We start from the raw sequence: 14,615 nt of genomic DNA, 5'->3' as shown, positions 1-14,615 counted from the left end.
CCGGGCGACGGCGCCGGTTGCCGCCAGGGTATGGGGACGCGGGCGGCGCTGCAAAAGCGGACCGCCCGGCCCCGCGCTCGCGCCCTCGCGGGCGCGGGCGGCGCGGCGGTCGGCGCCCGGATCGGGCGCCGCCGCCGGGGGTGCCGATCAATGCTTCGGCGCGGTGCCCATCGCGGCCGACTGCGGACCCGCGTCGGCCTTGACGATGTCGAGCAGCTCGACGTCGAACACCAGGGTCGCGTTCGGGCCGATCGGGCCGCCCGGGGTGCCCTGCTCGCCGTAGCCGAGCTTGGCCGGGATCCACAGCTTGAACTTGCTGCCCACCGGCATCAGCGCGATGCCTTCCTGCCAGCCCGGGACCACCGCGCCCAGCGGGAACACCGCCGGCTCGTTGCGATCGTAGGAGCTGTCGAAGGTCTTGCCGTCCAGCAGCGTGCCCTTGTAGTGGACGCGCACGGTGTCGGAGGCCTTGGGCTTCGGACCCTTGCCTTCGCTGACGATCTGGTACTGCAGGCCCGAGGCGGTGGTCACCACGCCGGCCTTCTTGCCGTTGGCGGCGAGGAACTTCTCGCCCTCTTCCAGGTTGGTCTTGGCCAGCGCCATCATCTTCTCGACCTGCTTGTTGCGCACGGTCTCCTGCAGGCGCTGGCGGATCTGCATCGCCTCTTCGTCGCTGAGCGCGGACTTCTCGCCCTTCATGCTGGCCTGCATGGCCTTCTGCAGCACGGCCAGATCGATATCGTCCTTGAGCAGTTCCAGCGAACGGCCCATGTCCATGCCGATCAGATAGCTGTTCTGCTCCTTCTCGGTCTTCATGCCGCCCAGGACCTTGACGTCCTTCTTGGCATCGCCGGCCTTGTCGCCGCTCTTGGCGTCGGCCGCCTTGTCGGCGCCGGCCGGCTTGCCGGCCTGATCGCAGCCCGCGGCGAACAGCGCCATCGAAGCCACGGCGATCGCCAGGGCGGTGTTACGCATGAAAGGCTTCATCAAACTGCACTCCTGAAAAGACTTGGATGACCGGAAGGTGGGTGGCCGGCCGGACAAACTGCCCGGCGCCGGCTGAACGTTGCTTCACGCGCCGCAGACGCGCGGCGCGTGCGGGGGATCAGAGGATGTCGAGCAGCTCGACTTCGAAGGTCAGCACCGCGTTGGGGCCGATGCTCGGCGGCGCGCCGTTGGGGCCGTAGGCCAGTTCGGAGGGAATCCAGAACTTGAACTTGCTGCCCACCGGCATCATCGCCAGGCCTTCCTGCCAGCCCTGGATCACGCCGTTGACCGGGAATTCGGCCGGCTGGCCGCGATCGTAGGAGCTGTCGAAGGTCTTGCCGTCGAGCAGCGTGCCCTTGTAGTTCACGCTGACCTTGTCGGTCGGCTTGGGACGCTCGCCCGAGCCCTGGCGCAGGATCATGTACTGCAGGCCCGAACCGGTCGCGAACACGCCCTTGACCTTCTTGTTCTCCTCCAGGAACGCCTTGCCTTCCTTGAGGTTCTTGTCGCCCGCCGCGGCCGCGTCGGCCTTGGCCTTGGCCTGCATGCGCTCGCTGAAGTTGGTCAGCACGGTGCGCGCGTCGCCTTCGGCCAGCAGGGTCTTGCCGCCGCCGAGCGAGGTGCGCACGGCCTGCACCAGCACCGGCAGTTCGATTTCGGATTTGATCTGCTGCAGGGCCGGGCCGACCATGTAGGTGCCGATCAGCAGACCGACCTTGGCCTTGTCCACCGCCGGCGGCGGCGTGCCCGGCGGGGTGCCCTGGGCCGGCTTGCCTTCGCGCGAGGCGATGCGCGCGCGCAGCGCGGTGTCGACGGTGCGGGCCTCGTCCTGGGTGATCAGCGGCTTGCCGCCGTCGAACACGTTCTTGACCGCGCGCTCGAAGGTGGCGGTGTCGAGGTCGGGACCGACCGGCTTGAGCGAGGACGCCACGTCCATGCCGATGGCGTAGCTGATTTTTTCGCGTTCGTTGGCGAGCACGGATTTTTCCTGGGCAGAGGCGGCGCCTGCGAACAGCGCCGCGGTGGTCATCAACACGGCCGCGCCGCGCACGAAGGGCTTCATTAGGGTCCCGCTCCTGGTTGCCAAACTCTGGGTGTGGCTGCTGGTAGTGATGGAGTGCCGCGCCGCGGCGTCGCGCGGCGCGAGCCCGTCATTGTCGCGGGCGCGGCCGCACGCGGCAATGTTCCAATGTGACGGCCGCCGCGCGTTTTAGTTCCGCCGTCGCGGCCGCGACGCGGCCCGGAAACCGGACCGGGCGCGCAAATCGTGCCGCGGTCGTAGCGAGCTCGTGCCCGAGCCGCACACGACGGCGCCATCGCCCTCCGCGCTCAGCGCGCCGCCACCGGCTTGGGCGCCGGCGCGGCCAGGGCGCGCTCGATCGCCGCCACCACCGCCGGATCGTCCGGCGTGGTCTTGCTGCCGTAGCTCGCGATCAGCTTGCCGTCGCGGCCGATCAAATACTTGTGGAAGTTCCACTTCGGCGCCTCGCCGGCGGCCTTGGCCAGATCCTTATAAAGCGGCGTGGCCTGATCGCCGACCACGTGCACCTTCTCGAACATCGGGAACTTGACCCCGTAAGTCAGCGTGCAGAACTCCTGGATCTGCTTCTCGTCTTCGAACTCCTGCGCCTTGAAATCGCCGGAGGGGAAGCCGAGCACGGCGAAGCCGCGCGCCTTGTATTTCGCGTGCAGGCCTTCCAGCGCTTCGAATTGCGGGGTGAAGCCGCATTTGCTGGCGGTGTTGACCACCAGCACGACGTCGCCGGCGTAGGTCTTGGACAGCTCCACCGGCTGCTTGCCGGCGAGCGGGCGGTAGCTGCGGTCGAGCAGGCCGCCGGCCGCGGCGGCGGCGCCGACGGCCAGGGTCAGGCCGAGCGCCAGCGCGGCGGAGACGGCGCGGCGGGGAGAAACGGGGGCGATGGCGGGCATGGGACGCCTCTGAAGATGAGTGGGAGCCCGGCCAGCGCGGCCGGGACGGGACGGGAGGACGCCCGGCCGGGCCGGATCAGCGGCTCCGCCCAAGTATGACTTCAGTTGGGTCCGCGGCGATTGACGCGGCGTGTTTAGGTGTTATAGTTGCATACAACACCGGCCCACTAAAGAGCAGGACGTTCGCATGAACCGCAAGCTCCATAACTCGATTTCGGCCCTGATGGCCGCCGGCGGCGCCCTGGTCCTGGGCCTCGTGGTCGCCCTGCCCCTGCCCGCCCCCGACGCTCCGCCGGCGCCGGCGCTGACCCAGTTCGCCGCCGACGCCCCGGCCACCCGCCCGATCGAGGTGAACCTGGGCGCGGTCAAGGCCCGCATCAGCTTCGACCGCGACTTCCTCGAACGCGCCCGCAGCCGCTCCGGCGACGTCGCCGGCGCCGTGCGCAAGATCGAGCAGCGCGCCCAGCAGCTGGAAAACACCGATCAGGCCGGCGAGCTGACCACCATCGCCGGCGCCCTGGCCGGCGATGTCGCCGACCTCGCCGCGCTGGCCAACGCGGTGGCGCCCGCCATCGCCCCGAACCCCAACGCCGCCGCGGAGTCGGCCGGCGCCGCCGAACCCAAGCGCAAGGCCGGAAGCGCCGCGCGCCGCAGCCGCAGCAATCTCGTCATGCCCTATTTCTCCTTCCTGTCGCGGGGCTGAGCCATGACCGCAATCCAATGGAGCGACGGCGCTCCGATCTACCGCCAACTCAAGGAACGCGTCGTCGCGATGATGCTCGACGGCGTGCTCAAGCCGGGCGACGCCCTGCCCTCCGTGCGGCAGGTCGCCGCCGAATACCAACTCAATCCCATCACCGTCTCGCGCGCCTATCAGGAATTGGCCGACGAGGCGCTGGTCGAAAAACGCCGAGGCCTGGGCATGTACGTGACCGAAGAAGCCGCGAAGAAACTGCTCCTCAACGAACGCGACCGGTTCTTGCGCGAGGAATGGCCGCTGGTGCTGGAACGCATCGCCCGGCTCGGCCTGCGCGCGGAAGAACTGCTGGGCGGCGACGACGCCAGCGCGAACGGTTCCCACAAGGCGGACGCACCATGACCAACGCCCTGCACATCGATCCCGGCCACGTGGTCCGCGCCCGCGGCCTGCGCAAGGTCTACCGCAACAAGGCCGCGCTGGACGGCGCGGATTTCGACATCCCCGCCGGCCGCATCGTCGGCCTGATCGGCCCCAACGGCGCCGGCAAGACCACCGCGCTCAAGGCGGTGCTCGGCCTGACCCAGTTCGACGGCGACCTGTCGGTGCTCGGGCTCGACCCGCGCACCCAGCGCGACGAACTGATGCGCGAGGTCTGCTTCATCGCCGACGTCGCCGTGCTGCCGCGCTGGCTGCGGGTGCGCGAAGCCATCGACTTCGTCGCCGGCGTGCATCCGCGCTTCGACCGCGCCAAGTGCGAGCGCTTCCTGCACGGCACCCAGCTCAAGCCGGACCTGCGCGTGCGCGAAATGTCCAAGGGCATGATCGTGCAGCTGCATCTGGCCCTGGTGATGGCGATCGACGCGCGCCTGCTGGTGCTCGACGAGCCGACGCTGGGCCTGGACATCCTCTACCGCAAGCAGTTCTACCAGCGCCTGCTGGAAGACTATTTCGACGAGAACAAGACCATCGTGGTCACCACCCATCAGGTCGAGGAGATCGAGCACATCCTCACCGACGTGATGTTCATCCGCGACGGCAAGATCGTCCTGGATTGTCCGATGGAAGACCTCGGCGGCCGCTTCGTCGAAGTGCTGATCGACCGCGACAAGGCCGACCACGCGCGCACGCTCGGCCCGCTCGACGAACGCGCTCTGCCGTTCGGCAAGACCGTGATGCTGTTCGACGGCGTCGCCGCCGCGCAGCTCGACGGACTCGGCGAAACCCGCACCCCGGGCCTGGCCGATCTGTTCGTCGCCACCATGAAGGGGACCTACGCATGAACGCCGCCACCGACGACTTCTCCTCCCCCGCCGCCGTCCCCCGCGCGGCCGCCGCGATCCCCGCCTCGCGCGTGTTCCTGATGCTGCTCAAGCGCGAGTTCTGGGAACACCGCGGCGGTTTCCTGTGGGGTCCGCTGATCGCCGGCGCGATCGCCGTGGCCTTCACCGTGCTCGGCGTGGTCGGCGGCTCGGTGCTGTTCAACAAGTACGCGGTGCGCGACCACGACGGCATCAACCTGGAAATGACCGGCGACCTGGCCCGCGCCGGACAGATCGGCGACGCCGCGCTGGCCGGCGGCCTGGGCATCGTCTGCCTGGTGTTCGTGTTCGTGGTGTTCTTCTACGCGCTCGGCTCGCTCTACGACGAACGCAAGGACCGCAGCATCCTGTTCTGGAAATCGCTGCCGGTGTCCGACGTGCAGGCGGTGCTGTCCAAGCTGGCCTGGGCGCTGTTGCTGGCGCCGGTGCTGGCGGCGGGCATCGGTCTGGCCGTGGGCCTGGTGATGTGGGTGCTGGCGTGGCTGGCGGCGGTGCTCAACGGCTTCTCCGGCGCCGGCGCGATCTTCACCCAGGCCCATCCGTTCCGGATGCTCGGCGAGTTGGCGCTGTCGGTGCCGGTGTACGCGCTGTGGGCGCTGCCGACCGTGGGCTGGCTGATGCTGTGTTCGGCCTGGGCGCGCAGCGTGCCGTTCGTCTGGGCGGTGGTGATTCCGCTGCTGGCCTGCGTGTTCGTGAGCTTCCTCGACATCATGCCGGGCATCGAGATCCCGCACGGCGCGATCTGGTACACGGTGGCGCTGCGCGGCCTGCTCAGCGTGGTTCCGGGCACCTGGTTCCTGCACGACAGCCTCGGCGACGACGCCCAGAACGCGGCGATGAAGGGCACCGAGGCGCTGAACCAGCTCGATTCGGCCTCGAGCCTGCACGTGCTGGCCACCGCCGACCTGTGGATCGGCGCGGTGATCGGCGCGGCGATGATCTACGCCGCGATCCGCCTGCGCCGCTGGCGCGACGACGGCTGAGGCGCGGCCGGCGCGGCGGCGATCGGGATCGATTGCAACCGCGCCGGCTCGTTCCGCATCCCAGCTACACCTCATCGCTCAGGAGCGTCCCATGCGTCTTGCCTCCACCCTGCTCTGCGCCGCCTTGCTGTCCGGCACCGCCTGCGCCGCGGACCGTTGCGAAAACGCCCAGCCGCGCAGCCTCGCGCTGGATCTCAAGGGCGTCAAAGCCGTCGTGTTCGACATCGGCTCCGACGATCTGGTGATCGAAGGCGGCACCGGCGCGCCGGGCATCAGCGGCCGCGCCTGCGCCTCCAACGCCGCCGACCTGCCCGGCCTGACCCTGAGCCAGCGCCGCGAAGGCGACAAGCTGGTGGTGACCGCCGAGCACGCCAAGCGCCTGGGCCTGAACTTCAACGGCCAGTACCACATGCAGTTGCACGCCAACGTGCCGCAAGACCTGCGGGTGCAGCTCAAGGTCGGTTCCGGCGACGCCACGGTCAAGAACGTGGCCGCGCTCAGCGCCGACGTGAATTCCGGCGACATCCAGATTTCCAACGTGCGCGGCCTCACCGTCGCCGCGGTCGGCTCCGGCGACATCGGCCTGCGCGACATCGGGCCGCTGCAGATCGTCGCGCTGGGTTCGGGCGATCTGAAGGCGCGCAACGTCGGCGGCGACGTCAAGGTCGGCACGGTCGGCTCCGGCGACGTCGAACTCGATCAGGTCGCCGGCTCGGTGAGCGTCGAGCGCATCGGCTCGGGCGATCTGGAAGTCGGCGACGTGCGCGGCGACCTGCGCGTGGCCCGGGTCGGCAGCGGCTCGGTGCGCCATCGCGGCGTGACCGGCAAGGTCGACGTGCCGAACGACGATTGATCCTCGGCGCGGACGGGCCGCGCGCCGCCCGTCCGCGCCGTTCCCTTTCCGCCGCGCGCTTCCACGGAACGCCTCCCATGACCGCCCGCAAGCCCTCCGCCGCCCTCCTGCTCGCCGTCGCGTTCGCGGCGGCCCTGGCCGGCGGCTGTTCGCGCAAATCCGATTCCGACGTGCACGTGGTGGTGATCGACCACATGTCGATGGCCGGCGACCGCCTGCAAGTGCGCGGCGGCGGCCAGCGCGCCGAGATCGGCCCCGACGGCGCCATCGCCATCGACGGCAAGGCGCTGGCCTTGAACCCGGCGCAGCAAGCCGCCGGCCGCGCGTTCTACGTCGAAGCCGTCGGCATCCGCAGCGACGGCGCCGCCATCGGCAAGGCCGGCGCGGCGATGGCCGGGCAAGTGCTGAGCACGGTGGCGCAAGACCTGCGCTCGGGCCACACCGATCAGACCGGGTCCAAGGTCGAAGCGCAGGCGGCCAAGCTGGAGGAACAGGCGATGCGGATCTGCCAGCGGGTGGGCACCTTGCGCGTGGCGCAGGAACAGCTCGTCGCGCAGGTGCCGCAGTTCGCGCCGTTCGCGCGCAAGAACCTGACCACCGGCGATGAGTGCCGGTCGCGCAGCTGAGGCCGGCCGGACGCGTTGCGTTCGCAGCGCGGATGGCATGGCGCGGCGTCGTTTCGACGCGGCGCCGCGCTGAAGTCTCCGGATCCCCGCGTTCGCGGGGATGACGATCCGTAAGCAACGCCGCGCGGCCCGCTCGCCGTCATGCCCGCGAACGCGGGCATCCAGGGCGTTATCGCGACCTCACGCCAAAGCCGCGAAATCCCCGCCTTCGCGGGGATAGCGAACAAAAAACGCCGGGGAAGAGGAACCCTTTAACCGGGCCTCACTCGTACCCGCGCCCGTCGTCCGCGCTGTCGCGGGTGTTCTTCTGCACCGCGATCGCCGCGAACAGGCTCATCGCATACGCCATCGCGTAGAAGCCCTTCTCGCTGAAGCTGATCTGCGCGTTCCACAAGCCGATGAACATCAGCGTCAGCGCCGCGATCACCGAGGTCCAGGCGAGGCCGAAATAGAGGTTGGTCACCGCGATGCCCTCCATCCGGTCGCGCACCGACTTCTGCACGGACACCGCCGCGAACAGGCCGTAGAGCAGCAGGGTGAGGTAATAGCCCTTCTCGTTGAGCTGCATGCCGGCGTTCCACAAGCCGACCAGATAGGCCAGCGAGCCGAGCAGGAGCGCGCCCCACGAGGCGCCGACGAAAGCCGCCGAGGGCTTGCGGGAAATAGCACGGTTCATATCGCATCCTTGAATGAGTAGCGGCCGGCGGGCGCCGGAATGTCGCCGTCCGCGCGAGGCGCGGCGGCGTGGCCGTGCGGGCGCTCCCAGCCCGCGGCGCCACTATGCCTATCGCGCCGCGCGCTGTCATCCGCGGCGGCGGGGCGCTGCGGGAATGCGGGATATGGAGGTTCGCGGCGCGCCGTCGCGAGGCGGCGCGGGAAGACGAAGCATCGCGCGGGCGTGGCCGCGCATCGGGCGATACGGCCGGATCGGCCTGCGCCCCGTCGATCGGCGATGCGGCCGGATCGGCCGCCGCCTTGGCTGCTCCGGCGGCGCTGAAACGCAACGGCGCCGAAGCGGACGCGCCGCCGCGCGCCCACGGACGCGCACGTCCCGGGCCGGAGGTTCCGGCCCGGGCGCGGCGGTCAGCGCGCGGTCTGGACGCCGGCGACGGCGGCCTTGGCCGCATCGACCGCGGCCGGCGCGGCGCGCCCGCTCAGATCGACGTGGGCGTTGTCGCCGATGGGGAAGAACGTCGGCCGGCAAGCGGCGCAAACCAGGAACGAGGCGGCGACTGCGTACCGAAGGAAGCGAGTGGACTTCATGAGCGAGGCTCCATTAATTATGGCTGGCCGGTCGGCCAGGGGCTGCGGGGAAACTCGTACGCGCGTCACCTCCTGTAGCGCGCGCACGACAGTAGTTACTACATACCCGCCACGGCCGATCCGTAATGACCGCACGGTTACCGCTCAATAACCGTGCGTCCGCCACGGACCGCGGCGGACATCGCGGTGGCCGAAACCACCGATTTTCCGCGCCGACGCCGGTTTACCGGGCCGATGCGGGCACCGCGGACGCAAGACGCACGACGCGGTCCGCGCCCTCGCACGGCCCTGGGCCCGGCCGGAAAATCCGGCGAGACCTGTCGCGACGCCCCACCCGCGGCGGGCGGATATTATCCGCGCTCGCGCGCCGATAATCCCCTGCCGTGCGCCGAGGATATCCAGGCGCACGCGCCTCAAACCCCCACGCCGGTCGCGAAACAAAATCCTCGGACATTCTCGCCGCGGCGCCCCCGGCCGCGGCGGTGTTCGGCGGCCGGGCGATTGTGCAGCAAATCCCGCGGCTTGCGAATGTGTCGCGGCCGCCTCAGCCGCCGCCCCCGCCGCCGGCGTGGATGCCGCCGCGGGTCAGCGCGGCCGGATCGAGCAGCTTGCGCAGTTGTTTCTCGCTCAGGCCGCTGTCCTCCAGCGCCACCTCCAGCACCGGCCGCGCTTCCTTGTAGGCGCGCTTGGCGATGGCCGCGGCCTTTTCGTAGCCGATGATCGGATTGAGCGCGGTGACCAGGATCGGATTGCGGTCCAGCGCTTCGCGCACGTGCGCCTCGCGCACCTTGAGCCCGGCGATGGCGCTGTCGGCCAGCAGCGGCATCGCGCGCGCCAGCAGGCGGATCGAATCGAGCAGGTCGTAGGCGATCAGCGGCAGCATCACGTTGAGCTGGAAATTGCCGCTCTGCCCGGCCACGGTGATCGCGGTGTGGTGGCCGATCACCTGCGCGCAGACCATCGCCACGGCCTCGGGAATCACCGGATTGACCTTGCCCGGCATGATCGAGCTGCCCGGCTGCAGCGCCGGCAATTCGATCTCGCCCAAGCCGGCCAGCGGGCCGGAATTCATCCAGCGCAGGTCGTTGGCGATCTTGGTCAGCGCCACCGCCAGCGCGCTGAGCTGGCCGGACAGTTCGACCGCGTCGTCTTGCGACGCCAAGCCCTCGAACTTGTCCGCGGCCGATTCGAACCGCACCCCGCCGGCGGCGCTGAGCGCCTTCGACACGGCCTTGCCGAAGCGCGGATCGGCGTTGATGCCGGTGCCGATGGCGGTGCCGCCGATCGGCAGCCGGCGCAGTCGCTTGAGCGCGTCCTCGATGCGTTGCTGGGCCGAATCCAGCTGCGCGGCCCAGGCGCCGAATTCCTGGCCGAAGGTCAGCGGCATCGCGTCCATCAAATGGGTGCGGCCGGTCTTGACCGTGCGGCTGAGTTCCTTGGCCCGGCGTTCGATGGTCTTGCGCAGGTGCTTCAGCGCCGGCAGCAGGGTTTCGTGCACGGCCAGCGCGGCCGAGACCCGGATCGCGGTCGGGATGGTGTCGTTGGAGCTCTGGCCGAGATTGACGTGATCGTTCGGGTGGATCTTGTGCTTGCCCGCGCGCGTGGCCAGGGTCGCGATCACCTCGTTGGCGTTCATGTTGCTCGACGTGCCCGAGCCGGTCTGATAGACGTCGATCGGGAACTGCGCGTCGAAACCGCCCTCGGCGACCTCGCGCGCGGCCGCGGCGATGGCTTCGGCCGCGCCCGGGTCGAGCAGGCCGAAACCGCCGTTGGCCTGCGCCGCGGCGGCCTTGATCAGGGCCAGGGCGCGGATGAATTCGCGCGGCATCGGCTGGCCGGAGATCGGGAAGTTCTGCACCGCGCGCTGGGTCTGCGCGCCCCACAGCGCCGCGGCCGGGACGTTGAGTTCGCCCATGCTGTCGTGTTCGCGGCGGAATTCCGCGGCCGCGCCGCCGGTCTTGCCGGCCGCCGCAGCGCGGGCCGGGGTCTTGCGTTTGCTCGCCATTGCCAACTCCGTTTGAGTCGTAGGGGACGTCGTAAAGGAGGCGAGCGCGGCGCCTTCGCCGCGCTCGCCCGTACACGTTGCGTGCGGGTCGGGGCGCGCGGGGGCTTTCGCAAGCCCGCGCGCGCCGGCCCGTGCTGGCTGAATTCCGCTGGCGGCGCCCATGATCGCCGCGAGGGGCGCGAGCGTCGAGGGCGCGCGGGGTTTTCGCCCGATCGTGTAGGGGTTGGCGGCGGTGGCCCGTGTAGGAGCGGCGTGAGCCGCGACCCACCGCAGAGGTTCACCGCCGCGCCGCCGCCCGAAGCCGGCGTTGCCCCGAAAAATCGCCCGGAGAGACGGCGCTTCGGGACGTTGCGCTTGCGTACGCAGCTTCGGTGGGTCGCGGCTCGCGCCGCTCCTACCGGGCCCCATGCGGCGCCAACCGGCACGTGCGGGGCGCAGGGGGTAGAATGCGCGACTGTTTTCCTCCCCGCCGCATGCCATGCCCGCCGATACTCAGACCACCCTGCTCGCCCTGTCCCCGCTCGATGGCCGCTACGCCGGCAAGGTCGACGCCTTGCGGCCGATCTTCTCCGAATTCGGCCTGATCAAGGCCCGGGTCAAGGTCGAGGTGGAATGGCTGCTGGCGCTGGCCGCCGAACCCGGCATCGCCGAACTCAAGCCGTTCTCGGCCGCCGCCGCCGCGCGCCTGCGCGCGCTGGCCGACGGGTTGTCGGTCGAGGACGCGGCGCGGGTCAAGGAGATCGAGCGCACCACCAACCACGACGTCAAGGCGGTCGAGTACCTCATCAAGGAGCGGCTGAAGGACGACGCCGAACTCGGCCCGGCGCTGGAGTTCGTGCACTTCGCCTGCACCAGCGAGGACATCAACAACCTCAGCTACGCGCTGATGCTCAATCAGGCGCGCCAGGACGTCCTGCTGCCCAAGCTCGACGAACTGATCCAGACGCTGCGCGCGATGGCGCACGATCACGCCGCGCTGCCGATGCTCTCGCGCACCCACGGCCAGACCGCGTCGCCGACCACCGTCGGCAAGGAAATCGCCAACGTGGTCGCGCGCCTGCAGCGCCAGGGCGAGACCCTGGCCGGCGCGATCATGCCGGGCAAGATCAACGGCGCGGTCGGCAACTACAACGCCCACGTCGCCGCGTATCCCGACATCGATTGGCCGGCGTTCTCGCAGCGCTTCGTCGCCTCGCTGGGCCTGGACTGGCAGCCCTACACCACCCAGATCGAACCGCACGACGGCGTCGCCGAGGTCTGCGACGCGCAGCGCCGCATCGACACGATCTGCATCGACCTGTGCCGCGACGTGTGGGGCTACATCTCGCTGGGCTACTTCAAGCAGGCGGTCAAGGCCGGCGAAGTCGGCAGCTCGACCATGCCGCACAAGGTCAACCCGATCGACTTCGAGAACGCCGAGGGCAACTTCGGCATCGCCAACGCGCTGTTCGAGCATTTCGCCGCCAAGCTGCCGATCAGCCGCTGGCAGCGCGACCTGACCGACTCGACCGTGCTGCGCGCGCTCGGCACCGCCTTCGGCCACGCCCTGATCGGCTTCGACGCGCTGCTGCGCGGCCTGGGCAAGCTCAGCGCCAACCCCGAGCGCCTGGCCGCCGACCTCGACGCGTCGTGGGAAGTGCTGGCCGAAGCCGTGCAGACGGTGATGCGCCGCTACGGCCTGCCCAACCCGTACGAACAGCTCAAGGCGCTGACCCGCGGCCAGGGCATCAACGAAGCCTCGATGCGCGAGTTCATCGCCTCGCTGGACCTGCCGGCGGCGGACAAGCAGCGCCTGCTGGCGATGACCCCGGGCAGCTACGTCGGCTTGGCCGAGCGGTTGGCGCGCGAGATCTGATGCCGTCGGGGAGCACCGCGCTCCCCGCTCTTCGCGGCCGCCTCTTGCGTGTAGGAGCGGCGTAAGCCGCGACCGCGAGTCCGCAACTACGACGAAACCCGCGCCGTTATCGCATTGGCGCGGTCGCGGCTTACGCCGCTCCTACAGCCGCTGCGACGCGGCTTCGTTTCTCCCTGTAGGAGCGGCGTAAGCCGCGACCGCGAATCCGCAACTACGACGAAACCCGCGCCGTTATCGCAATGGCGCGGTCGCGGCTTGCGCCGCTCCTACAGCCGCTCCGATGCGGCCTCGTTCCTCCCTGTAGGAGCGGCGCGAGCCGCGACCGCGAATCCGCAACCGCGACGAAACCCGTCTCGCCAACAGAAACAAAAATCCACCTTTCTGTTGCCACAATTTCTTTTTGATCCGCGCCGCATCCGAATCGGGGATAGTGCCAACCACTTTCTCGCAAGGACTTCGCGCATGCGCTCATCCCCCGGATTGCTGGCCGTTTCCATCGCGTCGCTGTTGCTCGCCGCCTGCGCGAGCGCGCCGCGCGACGCGGCCAACGACGTCGCCGTCGCCACCACCGCCTGCCCCGCCGAACCGAACTGGGACGAACCCACCGCGCCGCGCCGCATCTTCGGCGACACCTGGTACGTCGGCACCTGCGCGATCAGCGCGATCCTGATCACTTCCGACACCGGCCACGTCCTCATCGACGGCGTCACCGACACCGCCGCGCCGAACATCGAAGCCAACATCCGCGCGCTCGGCTTCGACCCCAAGCAAGTGCGCTACATCCTCAATTCGCACGAGCACATCGACCACGCCGGCGGCATCGCGCGGCTGGCGCGCGACACCGGCGCGCGCGCGGTCGCGCGCGAGCCCGCGGCGACGGCGCTGGAGCGCGGCCGCGCCGACCGCCGCGATCCGCAATTCCTCAGCGTGCCGGACTTCCCGCCGGTGCCGGACGTGCAGCGCATCGGCGACGGCGAAACGCTCGCGCTCGGCGCCTTGAAACTGACCGCGCACGCGACGCCGGGCCACACCGCCGGCGGCACCACGTGGACGTGGCGCTCTTGCGACGAGACGGGCCAATGCCGCGACCTGGTCTATGCCGACAGCCTCGTGCCCTACACCGATAAGGTCTATCGCTACGGCGACGACGCCGCGCATCCCGGCGCGCTGGCCGCGCACCGGCGCGGGCTGGACACCATCGCCGCGCTGCCGTGCGAGATCCTGCTGACGCCGCATCCGGGCGCCAGCGCGATGTTCGAGCGCATCGGGCCGCGAGCGAGCAAGCCGCTGGTCGATGCCGGCGCCTGCCGCGCCTACGCCGCCGAGGGCGCGGCCAAGCTCGAGGCGCGTCTGCAGCAAGAACGCGCCATGCCCGCGGCCGCGCACTGAGTCGCGAGCGCCGGCCCGCACAAAAGCCAAGGTCCCGATGTTTTCGCGCAAGGTCGCTGCGACGCGAAACGAAAACATCGGGACCGAAGCTCGCGGCGCCGGCCGATGCCTCTTCCGACGCGTCGACGCGCGCCCCCGATCCGAGACCTCGCAAACATTCCGCGCCGTCCCTTTCACGCCGCCGCCCACGCCGCCTTAGCAACTCTCCCCGCACACTGCCCGCACCCGTCCGCGGAGCGCCGCGATGCAACTGCTCATCAACATCGACGTCCCCGACCTCGACGCCGCGCTGGCGTTCTACACCCGCGCGTTCGGCCTGCACGTCGGGCGCCGCATCGGCGGCGACGCGGTGGAACTGCTCGGCGGCCCGGCGCCGTTCTATCTGCTGCACAAGCCGGAAGGCTCGCTCGGCGCCGGCCGGCAGGCGCGCGGCTATGCGCGGCATTGGACGCCGCTGCATCTGGATATCGTGGTCGAAGACCTCGACGCAGCGCTGACCAGCGCGCTGGCCGCCGGCGCGCGCCAGGAGGGCGAGGCGCGCCGGGCCAGTTGGGGCCGGATCGTGCAGTTGTCCGATCCGTTCGGCCACGGCTGGTGCCTGCTGCAGTTCCTCGGCCGCGGTTACGACGAAATCGCCGGCTGAGCCGCGGCGCGTTTTGCCGATCCGGGCCGCGCCGCCGCCGCGCGCGATGAGCGACAATGCGGC

General features: G+C 70.1%; 15 protein-coding genes. 9 read left to right on the top strand and 6 right to left on the bottom strand.

Features of this window, described 5'->3' with window-relative positions:
- Positions 1–147: 147 nt before the first annotated feature.
- The 3 genes from J5226_RS16360 to J5226_RS16350 all read right to left on the bottom strand — a co-directional run bounded on the left by J5226_RS16360 (position 148) and on the right by J5226_RS16350 (position 2,916).
- Positions 148–975, bottom strand: coding sequence for an FKBP-type peptidyl-prolyl cis-trans isomerase (locus J5226_RS16360; RefSeq protein ID WP_215835497.1), 828 nt, complete (start codon positions 973–975; stop codon positions 148–150).
- 130 nt (positions 976–1,105) lie between these two features.
- A complete protein-coding gene (locus J5226_RS16355; RefSeq protein WP_215835496.1) occupies positions 1,106–2,050 on the bottom strand; it encodes an FKBP-type peptidyl-prolyl cis-trans isomerase in 945 nt (314 codons plus the stop codon).
- 266 nt (positions 2,051–2,316) lie between these two features.
- Positions 2,317–2,916 (bottom strand): glutathione peroxidase, encoded by a 600-nt coding sequence (locus J5226_RS16350; protein WP_215835495.1) that lies wholly within the window; start codon positions 2,914–2,916, stop codon positions 2,317–2,319.
- A 187-nt stretch (positions 2,917–3,103) separates the two neighbouring features.
- On the opposite strand from J5226_RS16350, the gene J5226_RS16345 reads away from it, so the two are divergent.
- From J5226_RS16345 to J5226_RS16320, 6 genes are all read left to right on the top strand, one after another.
- A complete protein-coding gene (locus J5226_RS16345; protein ID WP_215835494.1) occupies positions 3,104–3,619 on the top strand; it encodes a hypothetical protein in 516 nt (171 codons plus the stop codon).
- A gap of 3 nt (positions 3,620–3,622) precedes the next feature.
- On the top strand, positions 3,623–4,015 hold the full coding sequence (locus J5226_RS16340) for a GntR family transcriptional regulator (RefSeq protein ID WP_215835493.1): 393 nt from the start codon (positions 3,623–3,625) through the stop codon (positions 4,013–4,015).
- Positions 4,012–4,896 carry an ABC transporter ATP-binding protein gene (locus tag J5226_RS16335; protein WP_215835492.1) on the top strand — a complete coding sequence of 295 codons (885 nt, stop codon included), beginning with the start codon at positions 4,012–4,014 and terminating at the stop codon, positions 4,894–4,896. The genes J5226_RS16340 and J5226_RS16335 overlap by 4 nt, the downstream gene beginning before the upstream one ends.
- Positions 4,893–5,918: an ABC transporter permease gene (locus J5226_RS16330; RefSeq protein ID WP_215835491.1), complete on the top strand. Its 1,026-nt coding sequence runs from the start codon at positions 4,893–4,895 to the stop codon at positions 5,916–5,918. The genes J5226_RS16335 and J5226_RS16330 overlap by 4 nt, the downstream gene beginning before the upstream one ends.
- Positions 5,919–6,009: 91 nt before the next feature.
- Complete coding sequence (locus J5226_RS16325) at positions 6,010–6,771, top strand: DUF4097 family beta strand repeat-containing protein (protein WP_215835490.1); 762 nt, start codon at positions 6,010–6,012, stop codon at positions 6,769–6,771.
- Positions 6,772–6,848: 77 nt separating this feature from the next.
- On the top strand, positions 6,849–7,397 hold the full coding sequence (locus J5226_RS16320) for a YggN family protein (RefSeq protein WP_215835489.1): 549 nt from the start codon (positions 6,849–6,851) through the stop codon (positions 7,395–7,397).
- A gap of 262 nt (positions 7,398–7,659) precedes the next feature.
- On the opposite strand, the gene yiaA is transcribed toward J5226_RS16320, so the two are convergent.
- The 3 genes from yiaA to J5226_RS16305 form a co-directional block, all read right to left on the bottom strand.
- Positions 7,660–8,073, bottom strand: coding sequence for an inner membrane protein YiaA (gene yiaA, locus J5226_RS16315; protein WP_215835488.1), 414 nt, complete (start codon positions 8,071–8,073; stop codon positions 7,660–7,662).
- A 407-nt stretch (positions 8,074–8,480) separates the two neighbouring features.
- Entirely contained in the window at positions 8,481–8,660 is a 180-nt protein-coding gene (locus tag J5226_RS16310) for a hypothetical protein (RefSeq protein ID WP_215835487.1), read from the bottom strand.
- Positions 8,661–9,204: 544 nt separating this feature from the next.
- A complete protein-coding gene (locus J5226_RS16305) occupies positions 9,205–10,665 on the bottom strand; it encodes a class II fumarate hydratase (protein ID WP_215835486.1) in 1,461 nt (486 codons plus the stop codon).
- A gap of 478 nt (positions 10,666–11,143) precedes the next feature.
- On the opposite strand from J5226_RS16305, the gene purB reads away from it, so the two are divergent.
- From purB to J5226_RS16290, 3 genes are all read left to right on the top strand, one after another.
- Positions 11,144–12,520: an adenylosuccinate lyase gene (gene purB / locus J5226_RS16300; RefSeq protein ID WP_215835485.1), complete on the top strand. Its 1,377-nt coding sequence runs from the start codon at positions 11,144–11,146 to the stop codon at positions 12,518–12,520.
- 462 nt (positions 12,521–12,982) lie between these two features.
- Positions 12,983–13,909, top strand: coding sequence for a subclass B3 metallo-beta-lactamase (bla, locus tag J5226_RS16295; RefSeq protein ID WP_215835484.1), 927 nt, complete (start codon positions 12,983–12,985; stop codon positions 13,907–13,909).
- Between the two features lie 244 nt (positions 13,910–14,153).
- The gene (locus J5226_RS16290; protein ID WP_215835483.1) at positions 14,154–14,552 is read left to right on the top strand and encodes a VOC family protein; all 399 of its coding nucleotides are present in this window, start codon (positions 14,154–14,156) and stop codon (positions 14,550–14,552) included.
- Positions 14,553–14,615 lie beyond the last annotated feature (63 nt).

It is taken from the genome of Lysobacter sp. K5869, from assembly GCF_018847975.1.
GTDB lineage: Bacteria > Pseudomonadota > Gammaproteobacteria > Xanthomonadales > Xanthomonadaceae > Lysobacter.
Note: the sequence above shows the minus strand (reverse complement) of the source record. Positions and strands in the feature narration are given on the sequence as shown.